Here is a 20,725-nt window from a genome sequence, read left to right as displayed (position 1 = left end):
TTCTGATCGACGACCCGATAGCTAACGGATGAGACGGAACCTGCTTGTGATCATCGCGCTTGCGCTGGCCACCACGGGTCTGACCGCACCGGTCGCCGCCCAGGAAGAAGCAACCTATCCACTGATCTTCCCGGTCGTCGGTGAGTACTCCTACACGGATTCGTGGGGGGCGCCGAGGTCCGGCGATCGGACCCACGAAGGAGTCGACATCATGTCGACCAAGATGGTCCCGATCGTGGCGGCCGCCGACGGAACGGTCGGGTGGATTCACGATACGGTCGGAGACGGCTGCTGCTCCATGGCGCTCAACCATGACGACGGCTGGACCAGTTGGTATGTACACCTGAACAACGACACTCCGAGAACCGATGACGGCCTGGGTTTCGGCTTTGCCGACGGCATCGAATCCGGCGCCCGTGTCCGGGCCGGTCAGCTGATCGGATGGGTGGGTGATTCCGGCAACGCAGAAGCATGCGACTGTCCACACCTCCATTTCGAATTGCAGCAACCCGACGGCACGAAAGTGAACCCTTATCCACACCTGATGGCAGCCACCCCGATCGCAGACCCGCTCGCCGCCGACTTCCTCCCGCCGTTCTGGGACGACGATGGCTCTGCCCATGAGGGCAACATCATCTTCATCTTCGAGCGAGGGATCACACTGGGATGCTCTCCCGGCCAATACTGCCCGTCTGATCCGGTTGTGCGTGAGCACATGGCCGCCTTCATCCAACGAGCCCTGGACCTCCCGGATGGTCCGGAGGACTGGTTCACCGACGATGACGACAGCCCGTTTCAGAATGCCATCAATGCAATCGCGGCCGCGGGTGTAACGAGTGGATGCGCAGATGGATCGTTCTGTCCGGACGACTTCGTGACGCGCGGTCAGATGGCGAGCTTCCTGGTCCGTGCGTTCGCAGTTCCCGCCACCGACCTCGACGGGTTCGCCGACGACGACGGGTCGACGCACGAGGCGGCGATCGATGCTCTGGCGGCGGCCGGGATCACTGCCGGTTGTGCGACGGAGGGATCATTCTGTCCGGATGACTTCGTCACCCGCGCACAGATGGCCAGTTTCCTCGCCCGGGCAATCGTCTGGGCGGAAGCTCAGCCTGCCGGGTAGATCCCCGCAACATCCAACCGGAGACCATCCCAGGAGTTCTCGGCCTGGTCTGAGAAGTACCGATCGCCCGAGTCCCATGTGTGATTGGTGCCGTGGCGGTTGAGCACGTACTCGAACCCGTGGGTGCGGTAGATGGATCCACCGCCTCTCAGCACGTCCTCGATCAGACCCTGGTCGACGCTCTTCCTGACGGATCGCCACGAACCGACATCGATGAGGTCGGTCCGACGCAGGAGCAGACACCCGCCGGCCAGGGTGGCGCTGCTCGACTCGGCCCCGCCAACGAATCGCCTGATCGTCTGGTTGGAACCGGCGAGGTACACGAACTCAGCGCCCTTTCCAATGAGGGTGGCCCCGGAGTATTCCCGAGCAAGAACGAGATCGGTGATGTGATGGGATCCGTACCAGTCGTCATCGTCCATCTTGGCGACGAGGTCTCCCGTCGCCGCCCCGGTGGCCGCGTTCAGCACCTCACCGAATGGCATCTCGGCCGGGAGTTGAAGCAGCTTCGAGACCCTCTCACCCGCCCGGTCGACCGCCTCGCCGCTCACGGCCCCATGGAGCGCCAGGATGACTTCGAGCCACGGGTAGTCCTGCTCACCGATCTGGTCCAGGGAATGGGCAACGAACTCCGCCCGGTTGGTGGCCAGAACTACAGAAACCAGGGGAGGTTCGACAATCCTCCCGGCCAGAGCGAGGAGGCGCCGGAGGGTCGCCGACTGCGAGTGCTCTTGTAACGCAGCACGTCGCAGACCGATAGAGGCGAGTTCGCGATAGACCGGGTCTACCAGGCGCTCGGGGACAACCGACTCGAGCGCCACCAGCAGCGCGGGCTCGACCAGGCCGTCGAGTTCTGCAAGATCCGCCGCCACGACCGGGACTCCTGCCCCGCAGCGTGCAGCGAGGTACGCCGCCCGTGAGACCTGACTCGGATGCATGGCCGGGTGATCGGCAACAAACCGCAACCGTCGAACCCGGCGATCGGCGCCGTCCGGTGACCCAGGTGTCCGGTCCAGATCCACCTTGTCGCCGTCGAATCTCTCCAGCCATCGACCAACGGCAGAGTCGTTGGAGCGGAGCGCGCCGAACTGCGAAGAGGTTACGGGGCCGAACCCGACCGGGTTCACGAGACGTTCATCGAAGGCCGGGACCATCATCGGACCGGCAACCCTCACGATTGCCGCGCCCGCTTCGTCTGCCGATGATGTGAGGCGGTCGGCGGGTTCTTCATCGGTCAGCACGAGATCGACCCGTCCCGGCGGCAGATCCCCGCCTTGAAGGGCGGCCGCGTTGGGGAGAATCGAAACACCGGTCGTCACGACGCGGTAGCCATTGATCCATCCTCCCAATCGTTCGGTGGTTGGAGGTCGGTCATCACCGTGCGAGACGGAGCGGCGGTCGGCGGCAAACCTGTCGCGTGTCAGCCGGTGCCGGATTCCGGCCGATATCCAACGCAGGAGGGCGCCGGCGTCTTCTTTCGACCTCACGCTGCGGAGCCTCCTGAGTACCTTGCCGGCTGCGCTGTTGTCGCGGAACCGGGTTGCGAACCTGGAAAAGCGTCCACGTGTCGTGCCACCTCGCAATCCGACGTCGCGCCACGACGCCGTTGCCGATCCATATCTCCTGGCGATCAAACCCGGATCAGCGCACCGCTCCGCCGACCGCCGCGCCCTGGTCTTCCCGGCCACCACAGATCCGACGCCTGGAACGGGTATGTGCAACTCGCCGACCCCCTTGAGCAACTGAACGATGCGCCCGATGGAGCGGTCCCCCATGACGACGCCGACCGGCAGCTCGATTCGGACCGGCGCAACCTGGAGTGTGTCGCCGGATGCGGAGACAACCCGCGGATCGCCGTCGAACTTACGGAGAATCAGCGTCGCTTCAGGATGATCGTCCGGAACGGAGAGCAGCACGACAAGGTCGTGGAACCGGTTGGCCAGCACACCCTCGACACAGCGTTCGATTTCCTTCGCCGAAGCGCCGGATGCGTCGATTTCGACGACTGCGTAGGGAACCAGGTACGACCGGCCCGGTGTCCATCTGCGAAAAGTGGGTTCGGCGATCAGGTGGGCGATCTTGGCGCGCTGCTCCTCGAGCGAAGCCGCCTCGCCTGAATCCGGGACGTTCCCCAGACCCTGATGCCAGCACAGGGCCCGGCGCTCAGGTATCAGCTGCGCCCCGAATGTGAACGCCCGGTATCCAAACTCCGTGTCTTCAGCACCCCACTGGGTGAACGATTCGTCGTAGCCGCCGATCGCCGCCAACGTGTCCGCCCGGATTCCGAGATTTCCGCCCGTCACGATCCGAAACAGGTCGTCGTCGCCTGTGGTGAGATCTCTGGTCCGGCTCATGTGGAACTCGATCCACTCCGGCCGTTCCTGCTGCCTTCCTTCAAATAACACCCCAACGTCGCCCCGGCTGGCTGCCTCCTCGACGGCGGCCGCTTGGATCCCAGCGAAGTCGGCATGTCGCCGGAACCCCAGGCTGAGGGCATCAGGAATGTGATGGTGCCAGCGGGCATGGGCTTCGAGCCAGGAAGGCTCCGGGACCATGTCGCAGTCGAGGAACACGACGATGTCTCCCGAGGCAGCCGCCGCACCAGTGTTACGCGCTCTCGCCAGGCCGAAACCCCGATCATCCTGATGGACCACCTTCACCGGCAGGTCGCCGGGCAACCGTACCTCCGCCAGGGGAGGCTCGGAGCCGTCGTCCACGATCACTATCTCGGTGAGCGCCTGCGGATAGGTCTGCTGCCCGATGGCGGCCAGCGTAATGTCGAGCGCATCTGGTGCCTGGTAGTAGGTGATGACAACGCTGACCGTGCGGGTCGGCGTCCAGTCACCGGGTTCCGGAACGTCGATGTCCGTCCAGAAAGCGCCAGCCGGACCGGTGGATGCTGGAGGTTCAGTGTGCACCACAGGGAGGATAGATCGATGGGCCGGGATGACTCGTGCAGGTGGCGGCCGGCGAGTCGAGCGGTTATCCGGTCAAGCGGTAGATCGTCCCGCCGCCCGACACGACATACACCCGGCCGTCGCCGTCGTGGCCGAACGACCAGATGGTGCCGAGACCCGGCAGGCCGGGCGTCCAGTCCCGCTCGTCCATCACCGAACCGTCGACCATCCGGAAGCTCCACACTTTGCCGAGCAGATCCCCGTAGAGGTAGGCGCCGTTGAGATAGGGAAGGCCGGCATCCCGGTGCACGTAGCCGCCGGTCACCGAGACCCCGACGGTGTGCGGATACTCGACGACGGGCAGGATGGCCCCCGTCGCCGAGCAGCCAACCGCCGGTTTGTAACAGTGGCTGCCCTCGAGAACGTTCCAACCGAAATTCATGGCCGAACCGCCCGGATCTACGACGTCGACCTCTTCCCAGCTGCCCTGGCCGACGTCTCCGATGTAGAGGAGCCCGGTCCGGCTGTCGAACGAGAATCGCCACGGATTACGGAGGCCGATTGCCCAGACCTCAGATCCCCAGGCGTTGCCGGGCGCCCCGTAGGGGGCCGGTCCGTCGACATCGAGACGGAGGATCGAGCCAAGCAATGTCGTCGGATCCTGGCCGTTTTCATGAGGATCCCCGCCTCCTCCTCCGTCCCCGAGACCCCAGTAGAGAAATCCGTCGGGCCCGAAAGCCAGCATGCCGCCGTTGTGGTTGGTGGCCGGTTGCTCGACCCGCAGGAGTTCAAGTCGGGTGCCGGGCGCCGCCAGCTTGGGATCGGCGCTGATCTGGTATCGAACGAGGCGACTGTCCCCGGCGGTGTCGGTGTAATCGACATAGAAGTAGCCGTTGGTGGCAAAGTCGGGGTGGAAGGCGAGGCCGAGGAGTCCCTGCTCCCCTCCCGATTCCACTATCGATCGAAGATCGAGGAACGGCTCGGCCGGCTTCACTCCCCCATCAATGATCCAGATTCGTCCGCTCAGTTCCGTCACGAACAATCTCGAATCGCCGGGCGGCGAGGTGACGAAGGTGGGAGCGTCGAAGCCGGACGCAACGATCTCGACGCCGAGCTGAAACGGTGCGACCGCGACCGGAGTGAACCCCAACGCCCGTCCGAGAAATGACGCCATCTGGTCGCGCCGGACAGGATCCGTAGGGCAATACAACGTGCCGTCGGGGTTGCAGCCGAGCGTTATGCCGGCCGCCGCGATGGCGTTGATGTTGGCCTCATGCACTCCGTCGACGTCGGTGAAAACATCGCCGGGGATCGGAGCGAGCGGAATCGCACGTGCCAGAAACGAGCCCATCTGAGCCCGAGTGACCGTTGCGGCCGGGCGGTAGGTGCCATCCGGGAACCCTGCCGTCACGCCGGCCTCGTACAGGCGGTTGATGTTGTCCTCGTGCACCGATCCGCGGTCGTCTGAGAAGTAGTCGGCAGCGGCCGGGGGTAGTCCGAACGCCCGGGCGATGAACGACGCCATCTGACCCCTCGTCACCGCCGCCGACGGGCAATACCGGCCGGGTTGGGCCGCATCACACCTGCCGTGACCCCGACGGCGGCGATGGCTTCGATCATCCCTTCATGGGTGGTGCCGTCATCATCCCAGAACGTGCCGCCTGGCGGCGGGGTGGCAGGTCTTTCGAAGCCGATGGGCCTGGGCTTCAGCTACTCCGCCGGACTCAACCCGCTGCGTTCCAGAGATTGTCTACATCGGTGATCTTCGAGTCGTGAACAGTGAACTCCCCGGCCGGCGCACAACGCGTGTGAAGATAGACGCTGAGGGGGCCGCCTCAGATGAGGCGGCCCCCCTAGTCAGGTTCTCCGCAACCCGAAGTGTCCGCTACTCACCAGTGTCGATAGCAGAGGACTCGCCGGGGCCGGATGACGGTTCGTCACCGAATGGCAAAATGATGCCGATGGGTGCGTACTTGGTTGCGAAGAAGGTTCCTGAGATATTGACATCGTCGAATGACACAGCGCCGGCTTGCTCATCACAGGTCAAGCTCAGCAACTGCCCGAAGGTGAAAAGGGAGGGGTTGTCGGCAGCTGCGATGGGAAGAACAGTATGCGCCGAAAACGCACGCCAGTCGGTTACGGCCGGATCACTCTCATCGAGACGAAACCAAGGTTCGGTGAAGTCAATGGCTCGAACGGTGCCCTTTTGCAACTGACAAAAGGCATAATCCGTGCCACCGCTGCCTGGCTGCCAATTACCGCTGACCTCGATCTTGACGTAACCATCGGATGGCACTCGTATCGTCGTCGAGATCATCGCCGCTGGCGTCGATGTCGCACCCACGACGGCAGTTGCGTAGTTGAACACGACGCCCGGCTCATTTGTGGTCTCGGCGTTGGTGTGATTGTGGGCGGTGCCGGCAAACTCGGTCGAGTCTTTGCCGTCCAGAAGATCCGAATCGGCTGCTTTCTCTGTCTTGCCTAGGAATGCTGTTGCATCCTGGAGAAAGGCCGTCGAATCCTTGCCATCCAACTTGTCGGCGTTCACACTCGGCGGAGTCGCCGGATCGTTGCCGGAGAGACGGTACATGAACGTCGCCATCTGCTCACGCAACACCGGATCTTTCGGACAATAGGTAGTCCCATCACCACAGCCGAGCGCCACACCCGAACTCTTCACGAACTCGATACCCTTGAAATGGGTCCTCCCGTCGGTCACGTCGCTGAACAGCGTGCCGGCCAGCGCCGCCGCCGGAATCAGCAGAAACGCCACCAAGGCCAACAAGAACACACGTCGTCTACTCATGACGACCATATGACCCTCCAGAATCTCAAACGTTCCCACACTGAGTGGGCTCCTAGTCGAACCTAGCAAAGCAACGAGTAGATGCGTGGGATTCTTCTGCCGTGTCCAACGTCGGCTGCAAGGCCGTCACTGAAAATGATGAGGAGACCGTGTACAGCCTCCTCATTCACGAGGCACCGTCACTAATCCGCCAGGGCGTCGCCGGCAACCAGTGCGTACGCTCCTTCGGTCGCCAACATCTCGTCATCGTCGATTCCCATCCAGGCCGGCACGGCGTCGCTTCGGATCAGAATCAGGTCATCGGAGGGAATACCGGATAGGCCATCAGGCGTGACCACCCTGACCGGCAGGTCCCAGTACCACGATGCCCAACGCGGAGCCGCCACGTTGGGTGCGACCCATACGGCGGTTTGCCCGGGTGGTGGTTCGATCCGATCGAGCAGGGCACCGGCATCTGCTCCGACCCGGAAGGCGGTCGTCCCGATACGGCCCAACACCGCCACCGACAACAGCACAGTCACTACTCCGACGGCGATCGTCGCAGCCGAAGCATGCACCCTATTCAGCCAACCCTTCACGAACTCAACCAGCGCCGCCATGCCGACGGTGATGGGCAGCAGCCAGTTGAGGTTCCAGAACTCGTGGCTGAAGGCGCCTTCACGCGGCCCCACCATCCACGCCAATGCCACCCCGCCGGTGATGATGACAACCGGCCGCGTACGAGCATCTACCAAACCGGCCGCCAACGACGGAACAATCAACCAGAGGTACCAGTCCGGCAGAAGCCTCGCCGCGTAGACCCACTGCTTGTCGGCGAACTGGCCCCAGGTGAACCCTGCACCGCTGGAACGGACACGAGCCTGACCCGCCAACTCGGAGAGATCGGTCGCAGACAGAATCCAGACGACCATGGCCAAGGCAGTCACGACCCCGGCGGCCGCCACCAGGCGCGTCGGGCGATCCCATCCCCGCCCGGCCAGCAACCACATACCACCCAGCGCCGCCACGGCAGCCGCCGGCCAGGCCAGGAGGACACTCGCCGCACCCAGCGCGGCCGTGATGCCCACCGCCACCGCGGAGGGCTGCTCGGTCCGTCTGAGATAGGCCACGGCAGCCAGAAACCCCACCGACGCCGAGAAACCGCCGCCCAGTCGCCCAAACGCCCAGAAGAACGTCGTGCTGGTGAGCGCCGCCACTGCCACCAGCGGCCCCGCCCATCCGAATGCCAGCTGACGGAGCAGGACGATCAAAGCCCACACGGTGAAGAAACCGGCCAGATACCCGAACACTCGCAGCTGGGCCTCACCCTCCCCCGCCACCGCATACACGATGATCTGAGCGATGTTCGTGAGAGGCGGATGGTGGGCGTAGGTATCCCCATAAGGCTGAAGATTGGTTCCCCAACCGGAGGCGGACGCCCCCATCTCCCAGAAGTTCCGAACCTGCAGGCCCAGCCTGCCGAGAATGCGGCCTTCGGTGGAATCACCCAGCGGGTAGGTGAAACCCGGCCACCACGAGACCCCGATGACCACGCTGAGAGCCGAAGCGACCAGCCACCCCCACCAATCGGGCAGTTTCCGGCGGGCGGTGAGATCGGGTGATGAGTCCAGCTGAGACAAAGCCCGGCTGAGGCTAGTGGTCCGTCGCGGATTTGGTGACTTGGTCTCCTGCCGGACGATCCCCGCTGTGGCAGGGTTCGTGGCACTGCCTACCCCGGTCATCAAATAGCAGACAGACCACTAGTTGGGTTCTGCGTTCCTTCGTTCGACTGAAACCGCCGCAGGTCCGAGCCGGCGGGCCGGGCCGCGGCTCCTCGGCTCAAGCCCGGGGTGTCAGCGAGCGCGGTAACCTCAGCCCCCACATGCATGACATCGACGTTTCCATCGTCCTGCCCGTCTTCAACGAAGAGGGGCACATCGTCGAGGAGATCGACCGGATCCGGACTGCAATGGACCGATCCGACTACTCCTACGAAGTGATCGTCGTAGACGACGGATCCACTGATCGGACACCGGACCTCGTCCACAACGTGCCCGGCATCCGCTTTGTTCGTTTTGATCAGAACCGGGGGTCGGGTTCCTCCCGGCGAGCCGGAACCCGCCTGGCGCGGGGCACAGTGGTCGTCTGGACGGACGCCGACATGAGCTACCCGAACGACCAGATCCCCCAACTCGTCGACCAGCTCCCGGGGTGGGACCAGGTCGTCGGAGCTCGCCGCAGCGAAGAGGGCACGAACAAAGCCTTGCGGGTGCCCGCCAAGTGGTTCATTCGCAAGCTGGCGAGCTACTTGTCCGACACAATGATCCCCGACCTGAACTCGGGGTTCCGGGCCTTCCGCCGTGACGTAGGCGAGCAGTTCCTCCACCAGCTTCCGAAGGGCTTCTCCTGCGTCACAACGCTGACGATGACCTTCCTCAACAACGGCTACTCGGTGCGATACGTACCGATCGTCTACGCCAAACGGGCCGGACAGTCCAAGTTCCACTGGTGGCGGGATACGCGGCTCTATCTGCTCCAGGTCGTACGCATGATGTTGTTGTACAACCCACTGCGTGTGTTCATGCCGGTTGCGCTCGTCGGAACGGTTGGCGCAATAGCAAAGCTCATATTCGACCTCGTGACCAAAGATTTCCGTGTGGCAACGAATACCATCGTGTGGCTGGGTGCGGCCATTTCGCTGATGCTCGTCGCACTGCTGTCGGATCTCGTCGTCAATCTCAATCGCGACAAGAACCACGTGCTTCCGGCGTCGGCGTACAGCTCCGGCTTCGACGACCCTCCGACGTTGTGAGCCGGGAGCGGATGAACGTCGTCGTCGCCGCCTGGATCGGGTCGACGAATCTCGGCGATGAGCTGATCTTCCGTGCCCTGGTCGGTCGTCTCCGGGAGCGGGATGTCGACGTCACGGCCGTTTCGGTGGATCCCGAGGGGACGGCACGGGACCACGCGGTCGCCGCCGTTCATCACTTGCACCCGTTTTCGGTGATGCAGGCAATCCGCAAATGCGACCGACTGATCTTCGGTGGCGGTGGGATCCTCCAGGACGAGACCGGGCACTGGAATCTCCCCTATCACCTGTCTCGCATGTGGATGGCCAGGGCAACCCGCACTCCGGTCGGAATCTTCGGAATCGGAGTCGGAGCACTCAATACGCGTTCGGGAAGATTCCTCGTTCGCCACAGCCTCTCCGGAGAAATGCCGACCAGCGTCCGCGATGAGGATTCCGCCACGCGGCTGGCGGACCTCGGCCTGGCAACTCCGATCACGGCCGCCGACCCTGCTTTCTCGCTCCCCACGCCGGCGGTGACGATGAGCGACCGTTTCGCCGTCTGCCTCCGTCCGCCCCTTGGCCCAAACCGGCTGCTGCCCGCCTCCCTTTCCGCCCGTTCCGCCGTCGATCCGGCCTGGATCGACTCGATGGCCCGTGCCCTCGACTCGGTGGTGGAAGCCACCGGTTTGACCGCTCACTTCGTCGCCTTCCAGACCGATCGCGACCATACCGTCCACCTGCAAGTAGCCGAACACATGAAGCATGAATCGTCGCTGGCCACTGCCACGCTCGACACGGTCCTCGATGAGATCGCAAGTGCGCGGGTGGTCATCGCCATGAGATATCACGGTGGGGTGACGGCCGCCGTAGCGGAGCGCCCGGTCGTTCTACTGCCGTATTCGCCGAAGGTGCAGTCGCTGGCCGCCGATCTGGAGTCGGGAGCGGTCATCGCCCCGGTCGACTCAGCATCGCTCCCCGCCGCTGTGATGGAAGTCATGGCTGATCCCCGACCGCTCGATGAGCGGATCAACCGGCTGCGGCTACGTGAGCGGCGCAATGATGAAGTTCTCGACCGGCTGCCGGAGAGTCGGTGAGTCGCCGGAGCCTCCTTCGAGCCGGTCGAGTGGCCTATCTCGCAATCCTGGCCGGGCTCCTGGTGTGGTTGGTGTGGACCCGCCGCTCGGATCTGGCCGAGGTACTGCAATCGGCTCGCCTCTCCCTGATCGTTGTCGCCCTGATCCTGAGCTTCGGCCAGATCGGGCTGGGCTCCAGCTTCTGGAACAGCTCGTTGAAAGCACTCGATCAACCAACAACATTTGAACAGGTGCTCGTGGCCTCGGGCCGGTCCCTCTTCGCCCGCTATGTTCCGGGCAGTCTCTGGTACGCGGCAGGCAAATCGGCGCTGCTCGCCCGCCACGGTATCGCCGCCACGCCCCTGATAGTCACCGCCGGTCTCGAGATGCTCCTCAGCGTCGTCACCGCCTTCGTCATCGGTCTCACCCTGCTGGTGCTGGGCGGGGAACTCCCGGGTGGTGCATGGTGGGCAGTCCCCCCGCTCGGCTTCGGCGGCCTGGCCTTGTCCCGTCCTGCTCTGAATCGGTTCATTTCCTGGCTGGCACGCCGCCGGAATCAAGGGGATCCACCCCGGCTATCCAACCGGGCCTACCTTCGGCTATTCGCGTGGACGGTGGCCTATTGGGCCTGGACTTCCACCAACTTCGTGATCTTCCTCCACGCCTTCCCGGACCTCGCCACCGGCCCGGCCTGGGTGCTGGCCGGAGCTTTCATGGTTGCGTGGGGCGTTGGTTTTCTCGCCCCGATCGCGCCGCAGGGAGTCGGGGTGTTCGAGGTGACCCTGGCTGCGCTCCTCGTGAGCGAAGGCCGCACGTACGTCGCCGTGATCCTGGGAGGCTTTCGCGCCCTGATGCTGGTGCGAGACGCGGTGGCGACCGCCGCCGCCGAGCTCAGCTCGTCGGCTCGTCGAGGAGCACCGCCAGTATCTCCGCGGATGGACTGACCGCCGGTTGCCTCATCGGCACCCGAACTGCTTCGGGGTCGGCGAGAAATCGATCGATGACTTCCGGGTCGTACCGGCCAACCACGACGTTGCCCCCGATTCCATCCGGGCGCTCGGACCGATCGCGCCACAGCAGGGTCGGGACGCCGAGAAGAGCGCATTCTTCCTGGATGCTGCCACCGTCGGTGATCACGAAGGGAGCGGCGGCCAGCATCCTAACGAACTCGCCGTGGCCGGCGAGGCCGACCCGCTCAACACCCGCACTCGCCAACCGCCGACCGAGGCCACGCTTGGCAAGGGCCGCTTCGGTTGGTTCGTGGAGAACAAATCGAACCGGGTATTGGGCGGCGACCCGTTCGACAAGGGCGATCATCGCTTCGATGCGAGGGCCGTTGTGGAGGTTCTCGACCCGATGCATGGTGGCCACCACCGGCCCCCCACCCGGTTCGGAGACGTCCGGCAGGGCAAACCCGACCGCTTCGAGCGATGTGTTCCCGGAGAGCGCCACAATGCGTCCCTTGACTCGCATGCGCTCCAGATTCCGAACGGCTGCCGCGTCTGGAGCAAACAGCAGGGAGGCCAACCGCATGGTGACGATGCGGATGATCTCCTCGGGGAAGGGATGGGTCAGCTTGTGAGAGCGGAGACCCGCCTCCAGGTGCGCCACCCGCAGGCCGGCCCGGCGCGCCATCAAAGCGGCCAGCAGGGTCGATGGTGTGTCGCCGTGCACGATGCAGATTCCCCCCATTCCGCCGAAGACCTCCGCCTGGAGCCGCCGGCGCCGCACCAGCCTTCCGGCCAGGCCCAGGCTCCACACCAACGCGCGGGGAATCGTCGCCACATCGTCGGCTCCCCCGAGGGTGAAATCGGGTCGACGGACGCCGAGTTCGGAGCGCATCGAGGCGGCGATGCCGGCGTGCTGTCCCGAATCGATGAGGCGGTAAGCCACTCCTCGTTCGTCGAAAAGCCGGAGCAGCGGGGCGGTCTTGATGTACTGGGCCTTGGTCCCGATAAAGACGTGCAGGCCGTCCGTCATCCGAAAGTGACCTCGGTTCCGATGGGCACCAACTCGATGATCAACTGACCCGACGGAAGCGCGAACGGCTCGCCCTCGGCGTCGAAGAACAGGGTGCCGGATGCCTGCGAAGCTCGCCGCCACTCCACTGCTACGGCCTCTCCTTCGTGAAAGACCAGCGCTTCGCCAAAACCGACAACGTCGAAATCCGGAACCTCGGCGCCCGCCACATCGGAATATCCGGCCGATCGCTGGGCGACGAACTGGATGACGACGGTGTCGCGGGTGAGTGTTTCGAGGTCATCGGGGCCCAGCACCTCGAACGGGATTCCATCCTGTGACCGGAGGTAGCCGCCGCCGGTATCGAACACGTACTCGATCGCCCGGCTCCCGAACCTGAACGATACCTGATCGGCGGATTCCCCCGCCGGCTGCCAGTCACCGGAGAACGGAAGCGGAGCGACCCGGGGCGGCCCTCCGATGGCGCGGGTGAGGGCCGTCGTGTAGTCGAGGAAGAGGTTGTGCGGCGCAACACCGTCCGAACGGGTGAGCGCGGCGACATCGGTCTCGTCGATCACGGCAACTCCTGCTGCTTGGACGAGGCGATAAACGAAGTCCTGACCACCGGAGAAGGCGAACAATGGAGCGAACGGGGCAACGATGGCGGCGTCCACGGGCCGGATCGACCTCACCGGGCCGACCGAGTCGGGTTCCTCACCGAAGTAGAGGGCGATGAACCGGGTCTCGCCGCCTTCGAGGAGTGTCTCGTAGATGAGGCCGGCCTCGCCCAACCCTGCCTGCGGGCGTTCCGCGTCGCCGTTCCCGACTCGCACCGCAATCACTTGCTGGTCACTCGGCGTGTCCAGTGGCGCACCCGTCAACGGGTTGCGGGACACCGGCTCAGGCGGAGCCGTCGCCTCGGGTGATTGGTCGCCGCTATCGCCAGGAATCGTTGTCGTGGATGTCGGAAGATCGGATGCTGCGGGCGACGAACCGTCATCGCCTCCCCACGTGACGATCACGGCGATGAGAGCGATCAATGCGACCGCCGCGGCCACGGAGAGCGGCTTCCAGTACGCACGCAACATTTCGGTCAACTTCGTCGTTTTGCACCTCCCGGGGAGGGCGAAGACTAGACCGTGAAGTTGTTACCCAGCATCAGTTGCTCAACCACCGCGGGTAGCGAATCGCGCCAGGAAGGCAACTCCGGCACGCCGAGGTCGGACCGCCGTTCTGAATCGAGTACCGAGTAGGCGGGACGCCGGGCAGGGGTTGGATAGTCGGCAGTTGTGCACGGTTCGATACGTTCGGAGTCGAGTCCGGCAATCTCCACCGCGCGTCTGGCCAGGTCGAACCAACTGGTTTGACCAGAATTCGTGAGGTGCAACAACCCGGTGGCGCCTCGTTCGAGCGCGGCGAGGGAGGCGGCGGCGAGGTCGCCGGCCATCGTTGGACGGCCGAGCTGATCGGATACCACTCGCACCGACCGGTTGCGCGCCAGATTCAGCATCGTCGCCACGAAGTTCGCATGGGTGCCGGAGATGACCCACGATGTACGGATAACGAGGCTGCCCGGATAGCGAAGGGCCTCTCTTTCCCCTGCCAGTTTGCTGCGTCCGTAGGCGTTGATCGGGGCGGTGGGGTCGGACTCGACATAGGGTCGGGTTGCGGTCCCGTCGAAGACGTAGTCGGTGGAATAGGTCAGGAATGGGATCCGCCGACCGGCGGCCGCCGCCGTCGCCAGTTCACCAACGGCGCTCCCGTTGACCGTCGTGGCGGTCGCTTCGTCATCTTCGGCCCGGTCTACGGCGGTGTAGGCGGCGCAGTTGATGATGGCGGACGGTTCCCAGCGGGCCAGCGTCGGACCGATCGCCCCGAGGTCCAGCAGATCGAGTTCATCCCGGGCGGGAAAGAAAGCGTCTGGCAGGAGGGCCCGGAAGGCGGTACCCACCTGACCGGAGCCGCCGATGACGACAACCCGACCGGTCAACGCTGCTCCGCCAGCACATCCTCGAGATAGCTCCGATAGCTCGAGGCCGGCATCTCCTCGACCACCAGACGGAAGGCCGCCTCGTCGACGAAGCCCTGTCGGTAGGCGATCTCCTCGAGGCAGGCGATCTTGATGCTCTGGCGGTGCTCGACGGTGGCGATGAAGTTGGCAGCCTCGAGCAGACTGTCGTGCGTGCCGCTGTCCAGCCAGGCAACTCCCCGGTCGAAGATCTGTACCTTTAGCTCTCCCCGCTCCAGATAGACCCGATTGAGGTCGGTGATTTCCAGTTCGCCTCTGGCAGACGGCTCGATGGATTTGGCCACCTTGGCGACGTTGCCGTCGAACACGTACAGGCCGGGAACGGCGAACTTTGACTTCGGCTTGGCCGGCTTCTCCTCTAAGGAGAGCACGCGCCCGTCGGAGTCGAACTCGACGACTCCATAGCGTTCGGGGTCGCGAACCGGATAGCCGAAGACGAATGCACCGGTTTCAAAGGTGGCCACAACCTCCTCGAGGCCGATCCGCCCGTAGAAGATGTTGTCCCCCAGAATGAGGGTCACGGGTTGCCCTGCAATGAACTCCTCACCGACCAGGAACGCCTGGGCAATGCCTTTGGGCTCCGGCTGGACTGCATACGACAACCTGATTCCCCACTGTGTTCCGTCGCCGAGCAGTTCCTGGAAGCGCGGCAGGTCGTGCGGCGTGGTGATGACCAGCACCTCACGAATGCCTGCCTGCATCAGTGTTGCCAGGGGGTAGTAGATCATCGGCTTGTCGTAGACCGGTTGCAGCTGCTTCGAGGCGACCCGCGTGATGGGGTCGAGCCGGCTGCCGGCGCCCCCGGCGAGCACGATGCCTTTCATCGTTGCCCGCCCTTCAAGGGTCCCCACCAGTCTTCCCGGTCCCGGTACCAGGCGATCGTGTCGTCGAGGCGCTTGTCGATGGTGTGCCCTGGAGCCCATCCCAGTGCACGCAGCTTCGAGGAATCGACCGCGTACCGAAGGTCGTGGCCGGGCCGATCGGCGACCGGCTGAATGAACGACTCATCCCTACCCAGCAGTTCGATCAGGCGGTGGGTCAGGTCGATGTTGGCGAGCTGGGCGTCTGCCCCGATGTTGTAGACCTCACCCGGGTTTCCGGCATCGAGGAGGAGGTGGATTGCCGAGCAATGGTCCTCGACGTGGAGCCAGTCGCGCTCGTTGCGGCCGTCGCCGTAAAGGGGCACCGGTTTGCCGACGAGGAGATTGGTGATAAACAGCGGGATGACCTTCTCGGGGAACTGGTAGGGCCCGTAGTTGTTCGTGCAGCGGGTGATGATGGCCCGGTAGCCGAACGTCACGGCGTACGACTGGACGAGCAGATCGGCGGCGGCTTTGGAGGCGGCGTACGGGGAGGACGGCGCCAGGGCGGCATCCTCGGGGGCGAAACCCTGCGCAATCGTTCCGTAGACCTCGTCGGTCGAGACCTGCAGGAACATGGGGACTTCGTGACGGCGGGCGGCCTCAATGAGCACGCCGGTGCCGACGACGTTGGTCTCGAGGAAGACGGCCGGGCCGTCGATCGACCGGTCGACGTGGCTCTCGGCGGCGAAGTTCACGATCACGTCGTGGCCGGGAACGAGACCTTCGACCAGTTCGGTGTCCCGAATATCGCCGTGCACGAATCGATGGTTCGGTGACTCGTCCAGTTCGTCGACCGTGGCCTTGACTCCGGCGTAGGTGAGCAGGTCCAAATTGGTGATCTGGGCGTCTGCTTCGTGTTGCAGGATGTACCGGACGAAGTTAGAGCCGATGAACCCTGCTCCTCCCGTCACGAGATAACGACGGCTCATCCCTCTCCTCATTCGTATACGTCGGCTGCGAACAATCCCGGCGCAGCATCGTCCTTGGCCGAGAGTATCGGCCGTCCGCCGTCCAGCGGCCAATCGATGCCGATTTCCGGATCATCCCATCGCAATGTGCGATCCCACTCGGGGTTGTAATAGTCGGTCGTCTTGTAGACGAGGTCGGCGTACTCGGTGATGACCAGGAAACCGTGGGCGAAGCCTTGAGGAATCCAGAGTTGGCGTCGGTTCGCATCGGATAGTTCGAGACCCAGCCAGCCACCGAAGGTCGAAGAGGACCGTCGCACATCGACGACAACGTCGAACACCGACCCGGCCACCACCCGCACGAGTTTTCCTTGTGGTTGCCGGAGTTGGTAATGCAAACCGCGCAGAACGCCTTTCCGTGAACGCGACTGGTTGTCCTGCACAAAATCGACGTCGCGGCCGACCAGATCCTTGAAGACATTCCGGTTCCATGCTTCGAAGAAGAACCCACGATCGTCTTCGAACACGCCCGGTTCGAGAACGAGCACTTCGGGAAGGGCAGTCTCTACAGCTCTCAAGAATGGTGCTCCATAGGCCGCCAGCATAGGGGTGCGGAACTCCCGAAACCCTGCCTGGCTAGCATCCACCTCGCATGCAATCCGAGGACGCTACCCCAGCAACCGGCGATCAGGGCGGACCTGAGACATCGGCCCTGTTCGAACATCTCGAGCAACTCCATGCCCGTGCCGGCGAGCTCGAGCAGCGGATGGCCGGCCTCCAGAATGACGCCGTGCCAGATGTCGACGGAGCCGATCATGCCCGACTCGTATCAGAGCTTCGAGCATCCCGCAATGAACTGGCCAGTCTCCGCAAGCGCAAGTCGGTTCGTGTTGCACTGAGATTTGCAGAGGTGGCGTATCCCCTGGCTCGCCGGTTTCGTCGTGTTCGATTGCCGAGGCTACCCGCCAGGCTCCGCGCTACCCGGATGGAGGCCGCCCTTCGCAAAGCGCGACCAGATCAGGGACCGGCCGGTGGTGGGCTGGTATCGATGATTGTGGTCACCCGCGACGGCGGAGAGCACCTGGAACGCCTCCTCGACGGCCTGGAAAATCGCACGGCCTACCGCGACTTCGAGCTGATCGTGGTGGACAACGATTCGACGGATCACACACAATCGCTCCTCGACCGTTCGTGGAGTTTCCCGGTAAACATCATCCACAACACTTCGAACCGCACATATTCGGAGGCGAACAACCAGGGCCTCGCCGCGGCCGGTGGTGACTACATCTTGCTCCTCAACAACGATGTCAGCCCGATCAACCCCGGTTGGCTGGGGGCGTTGGTGAAGGCGACGACCGAAGGTGACAACGTGGTCGGCGCCGGTGCTCTGCTCGTGTATCCGGCTCAGACCGGGAACGAAGGGGCCAAGCCGCTGACCGTCCAGCATCGCGGCATCGCCTTCTCGTGGCGAGACCACGCTCCGCGACCGGTCAACCTCGGATCCGGCGAGGACCCCAGGAGTGGGAAGTGTCAAGCGGTCGTTCCGGTTCCGGCAGTCACCGGAGCGTGCGCTCTCTTCGGGCGCGCCGCCCTCGAGGCAGTTGGTGGCCTGACGGAGGGATACGTCTACGGGTGGGAAGATGTCGATCTCTCCATGAAGCTTCGCCGGGCCGGCGGCGAACTGGTCTTCTGCGGGCAGGCCGCGCTGTATCACTATGAGTTCGGCACCCAGTCGAAACTCGGCGCCGAAAGACGGCGTATCAACTACCTGGGGAATTCGCGTCGATTCCTCGAGACCTGGCAGCCCTACTTGCGGAGAGCGCTGGTCACAGATCAGCTGGCCGGGGCGGGCTTCTGGGCGGTTGATGGAGTCAGAAAACTCGCCATCACGGTCACCGATGAGGACCGAACGGCCGGGTTTGGGGATTGGTACACGGCCCACGAACTGGGCGATCAGCTGACGGCCCTGGGCTGGAACGTCGCCTATGCGCCCCGAAAGCGCGACGCCTGGTATGAGATCGCACCCGACACGGATGTCGTGATCAACCTGCTGCCGCAGTTCGATGTGACGCAAGCCCCGGAAGGCGCTTTCACGGTTGCCTGGGTGCGCAATTGGGTCGACCGGTGGCTGGAGAACCCGTCGTTCCGCTATTACGACCTGGCGGTTGCTTCGACGGGCAAGTTCGCCGCAGCCATCGACCGGGCCTCCGAGGTCGACGTCAGCGTCCTGCCGCTGGCCACGAACCCGGAGCGCTTTCAGCCGGGCGAAACCGACGTCGCCCTCGCCGCCGATTACACCTTCACGGGCAGCTTCTGGGGAAAGGGACGCCAACTGGAACGGTTCCTCGACGTCCGACCTGGTGAGACCTTCACGATCTTCGGCAAGGGTTGGGACCGCCGTCCACGTGGTCAACGATACTGGCGGGGGCACCTCGAGTACGATCGCCTGCCCGCGCTCTACAGCTCGGTCACGCTGGTACTCGATGATACCGTTGAGCCCAACCTCCCCGCCGTCAACTCGAGAGTGTTCGACGCCCTGGCGGCCGGGACCCTCGTACTCTCCGACAACCCGGCCGGTTCCGAGGAGTGGTTCGATGGACTCCTGCCCACCTACACCAACCGCATCGAACTGCGCGCCCAACTCGATCGGTATCTGGCCGACGACGACCTCCGCGCCGAGACCGTCGACAAGCTCCGGGCGCTCGTGCTCGAACGACACACGTACAAGCAACGAGCCCAGCAGTTCATCGAGGCCATTTCAGCGTCGTTGAACAAGCCCCGGGTTGCGATCCGTATCGGCCCTCCTGGTTGGGATGTAGCTGATTCGTGGGGAGATACTCATTTTGCCCGCCATTTCGCCCGGGCACTTAGGAAGCAGGGTTTCGCCACCGACATCACGATCGTCCCCGAATGGGATTCGCTGCGATATCAGCATGCCGATGTTGTCCTGCACTTGCGAGGTTTGACACCCTACGCGGTCAAACCGGGCAATCTCAACGTGCTGTGGATCATCAGCCATCCCGACGACATCACGCCCGAGGAGTGCAATGCCTATGACCTCATATTCGTTGCATCAACGCACTTCGCCGCCAGACTGGCGACGATGACCGATGTGCCGGTGCATGTGCTTCAGCAAGCAGCCGCCGAACCCCCGAAGGTGGCGGCAGAGGCGGCCAAGTCGCACGGCATCGTCTTCGTAGGGAACGCCAATCGCGAGCGACCGGTCGTACGGTGGGCGATCGACTCCGGCTTTGAGATCTCGGTGTTCGGCGAGGGTTGGCATGGCCTCATTCCCGGCCGCCACATCAAGGGGGCTCACATCGCCAACGACGAACTGCCGAAGTTGTACGAACAATCCGCAATCGTGCTCAATGATCATTGGACCGACATGCGACGCGAAGGTTTCGTTTCCAATCGCATCTTTGACGCCCTGGCGGCAGGGACGATGATTGTGTCTGATCCCGTTGAGGGTCTGTCCGAGTTGTTCGGCGATGCAGTACCGATCTACCACACCCAGAGTGAACTTGCCGATGTTCTTGCGCACTACCTGGACGATGGTGCTGACCGCGCTCGTCGCATCGAATCTGCCGTCGAGCTGGTCCGCCAAGAACACACTTTTCACGAACGCGCCCACCGTTTTGCCGAGGCCGTCTTGCCACTACTGCTCCGACAAGACGGGAACGCCGGGACCTCGTCTCACTCGCGAACGAATAGCCAGTGATACGTCGGCGACACTCCGTAGTCCTGCACGCTGGAATGTAGGTACTTCGGCCGCCTGGCTACTAATTCGAACCCCCGCCTCTCCAGTTCTGGCAGGTAGTCGGTATTCGTGCCGTCGGTCTCGCGAGCCATGAGGCGCGTTCCACCGTGGGTGCCTCGGTTGGGTACCACCATCAGAAACTTGATACTGGATTCGGCGATTGTGTCCAACCAGGATCGCACCACTGTGAATGAGCACTCCGAGAAGCTATGCATATTGACAGCCACATCAACTTGCTCCGAGCCAAGCCAGATGTCGAGTGAAGGTAGCTCGAGGACGGTCGACCGGTCGTCCACACCACGATAGGCAAGGTAGAACTCACTGAGGAAGGTTGATTCGGCCACCGCGTCGACAGTCGCGACTGACGCGGTATCAGGAAACGCTTCAATCAAGCGATGGGCGAACCGGCCGTACCCGGCTCCGATGTCCAATAGACGCAACTGCGGCCAGCGAGAGATTCTGTATCGCCCTGGGATTCTTGGAGACTCTTTACCTTGGAAGCGAGGATGGAGTTATGTCAAAGAAACTGCAGGCGCC

At 63.7% G+C, this 20,725-nt stretch carries 16 protein-coding genes; 5 read left to right on the top strand and 11 right to left on the bottom strand.

Annotated elements, in window-relative coordinates:
* Positions 1-28 precede the first annotated feature (28 nt).
* Complete coding sequence (locus P1T08_13810) at positions 29-1,123, top strand: M23 family metallopeptidase (GenBank protein ID MDF1597150.1); 1,095 nt, start codon at positions 29-31, stop codon at positions 1,121-1,123.
* Here the strand turns inward: P1T08_13810 and P1T08_13805 are convergent.
* The 4 genes from P1T08_13805 to P1T08_13790 all read right to left on the bottom strand — a co-directional run bounded on the left by P1T08_13805 (position 1,108) and on the right by P1T08_13790 (position 8,445).
* Positions 1,108-4,041 carry a glycosyltransferase gene (locus P1T08_13805; GenBank protein MDF1597149.1) on the bottom strand — a complete coding sequence of 978 codons (2,934 nt, stop codon included), beginning with the start codon at positions 4,039-4,041 and terminating at the stop codon, positions 1,108-1,110. The two genes, P1T08_13810 and P1T08_13805, sit on opposite strands and share 16 nt — an antisense overlap.
* A gap of 64 nt (positions 4,042-4,105) precedes the next feature.
* Positions 4,106-5,545 (bottom strand): PQQ-dependent sugar dehydrogenase, encoded by a 1,440-nt coding sequence (locus P1T08_13800; GenBank protein MDF1597148.1) that lies wholly within the window; start codon positions 5,543-5,545, stop codon positions 4,106-4,108.
* A 360-nt stretch (positions 5,546-5,905) separates the two neighbouring features.
* The gene (locus tag P1T08_13795; protein MDF1597147.1) at positions 5,906-6,826 is read right to left on the bottom strand and encodes a hypothetical protein; all 921 of its coding nucleotides are present in this window, start codon (positions 6,824-6,826) and stop codon (positions 5,906-5,908) included.
* Positions 6,827-7,008: 182 nt separating this feature from the next.
* Entirely contained in the window at positions 7,009-8,445 is a 1,437-nt protein-coding gene (locus tag P1T08_13790; GenBank protein ID MDF1597146.1) for a hypothetical protein, read from the bottom strand.
* Between the two features lie 242 nt (positions 8,446-8,687).
* Between P1T08_13790 and P1T08_13785 the strand changes: the two genes are divergently transcribed.
* The 3 genes from P1T08_13785 to P1T08_13775 are packed head-to-tail and all read left to right on the top strand — an operon-like array spanning position 8,688 to position 11,613.
* Entirely contained in the window at positions 8,688-9,617 is a 930-nt protein-coding gene (locus P1T08_13785; protein ID MDF1597145.1) for a glycosyltransferase family 2 protein, read from the top strand.
* Positions 9,614-10,690, top strand: a complete 1,077-nt coding sequence (locus tag P1T08_13780; protein MDF1597144.1) for a polysaccharide pyruvyl transferase family protein — start codon at positions 9,614-9,616, stop codon at positions 10,688-10,690. The genes P1T08_13785 and P1T08_13780 overlap by 4 nt, the downstream gene beginning before the upstream one ends.
* Positions 10,687-11,613, top strand: a complete 927-nt coding sequence (locus P1T08_13775; GenBank protein MDF1597143.1) for a lysylphosphatidylglycerol synthase domain-containing protein — start codon at positions 10,687-10,689, stop codon at positions 11,611-11,613. Before P1T08_13780 ends, P1T08_13775 begins: the two co-directional genes overlap by 4 nt.
* Here the strand turns inward: P1T08_13775 and P1T08_13770 are convergent.
* Genes P1T08_13770 through rfbC form a run of 6 tightly spaced genes read right to left on the bottom strand, consistent with a single transcriptional unit; the run spans position 11,561 to position 17,006 of the window.
* Entirely contained in the window at positions 11,561-12,649 is a 1,089-nt protein-coding gene (locus P1T08_13770; GenBank protein ID MDF1597142.1) for a UDP-N-acetylglucosamine 2-epimerase, read from the bottom strand. The two genes, P1T08_13775 and P1T08_13770, sit on opposite strands and share 53 nt — an antisense overlap.
* Positions 12,646-13,716, bottom strand: coding sequence for a DUF3048 domain-containing protein (locus tag P1T08_13765; GenBank protein MDF1597141.1), 1,071 nt, complete (start codon positions 13,714-13,716; stop codon positions 12,646-12,648). Before P1T08_13765 ends, P1T08_13770 begins: the two co-directional genes overlap by 4 nt.
* 44 nt (positions 13,717-13,760) lie before the next feature.
* A complete protein-coding gene (gene rfbD, locus P1T08_13760; GenBank protein MDF1597140.1) occupies positions 13,761-14,618 on the bottom strand; it encodes a dTDP-4-dehydrorhamnose reductase in 858 nt (285 codons plus the stop codon).
* Entirely contained in the window at positions 14,615-15,481 is an 867-nt protein-coding gene (rfbA, locus tag P1T08_13755; protein ID MDF1597139.1) for a glucose-1-phosphate thymidylyltransferase RfbA, read from the bottom strand. The genes rfbD and rfbA overlap by 4 nt, the downstream gene beginning before the upstream one ends.
* Positions 15,478-16,449: a dTDP-glucose 4,6-dehydratase gene (rfbB, locus tag P1T08_13750; GenBank protein MDF1597138.1), complete on the bottom strand. Its 972-nt coding sequence runs from the start codon at positions 16,447-16,449 to the stop codon at positions 15,478-15,480. The genes rfbA and rfbB overlap by 4 nt, the downstream gene beginning before the upstream one ends.
* A gap of 8 nt (positions 16,450-16,457) precedes the next feature.
* A complete protein-coding gene (gene rfbC, locus P1T08_13745; protein ID MDF1597137.1) occupies positions 16,458-17,006 on the bottom strand; it encodes a dTDP-4-dehydrorhamnose 3,5-epimerase in 549 nt (182 codons plus the stop codon).
* 74 nt (positions 17,007-17,080) lie between these two features.
* On the opposite strand from rfbC, the gene P1T08_13740 reads away from it, so the two are divergent.
* Complete coding sequence (locus P1T08_13740) at positions 17,081-20,149, top strand: glycosyltransferase (GenBank protein MDF1597136.1); 3,069 nt, start codon at positions 17,081-17,083, stop codon at positions 20,147-20,149.
* Here the strand turns inward: P1T08_13740 and P1T08_13735 are convergent.
* On the bottom strand, positions 20,125-20,532 hold the full coding sequence (locus tag P1T08_13735; protein ID MDF1597135.1) for a hypothetical protein: 408 nt from the start codon (positions 20,530-20,532) through the stop codon (positions 20,125-20,127). The genes P1T08_13740 and P1T08_13735 overlap by 25 nt on opposite strands.
* Positions 20,533-20,725 lie beyond the last annotated feature (193 nt).

The organism is Acidimicrobiia bacterium (assembly GCA_029210695.1).
In the GTDB taxonomy this organism is placed as follows: Bacteria; Actinomycetota; Acidimicrobiia; order Spongiisociales; family JAHEDJ01; genus JAHEDJ01.
The sequence above is the reverse complement of the archived record's forward strand: the minus strand, read 5'-3'. Positions and strand labels throughout refer to the sequence as shown.

Bases quoted from the DNA above. Each gene is read 5' to 3' on its own strand.
- P1T08_13810 (MDF1597150.1), top strand. From the start codon at position 29: ATGAGACGGAACCTGCTTGTGATCATCGCGCTTGCGCTGGCCACCACG.
- P1T08_13800 (MDF1597148.1), bottom strand. From the start codon at position 5,545: ATGGCGTCGTTCATCGCCCGGGCGTTCGGACTACCCCCGGCCGCTGCC.
- P1T08_13795 (MDF1597147.1), bottom strand. From the start codon at position 6,826: ATGAGTAGACGACGTGTGTTCTTGTTGGCCTTGGTGGCGTTTCTGCTG.
- P1T08_13785 (MDF1597145.1), top strand. From the start codon at position 8,688: ATGCATGACATCGACGTTTCCATCGTCCTGCCCGTCTTCAACGAAGAG.
- P1T08_13770 (MDF1597142.1), bottom strand. From the start codon at position 12,649: ATGACGGACGGCCTGCACGTCTTTATCGGGACCAAGGCCCAGTACATC.
- P1T08_13765 (MDF1597141.1), bottom strand. From the start codon at position 13,716: ATGTTGCGTGCGTACTGGAAGCCGCTCTCCGTGGCCGCGGCGGTCGCA.
- rfbA (MDF1597139.1), bottom strand. From the start codon at position 15,481: ATGAAAGGCATCGTGCTCGCCGGGGGCGCCGGCAGCCGGCTCGACCCC.
- rfbB (MDF1597138.1), bottom strand. From the start codon at position 16,449: ATGAGCCGTCGTTATCTCGTGACGGGAGGAGCAGGGTTCATCGGCTCT.
- P1T08_13740 (MDF1597136.1), top strand. From the start codon at position 17,081: ATGCAATCCGAGGACGCTACCCCAGCAACCGGCGATCAGGGCGGACCT.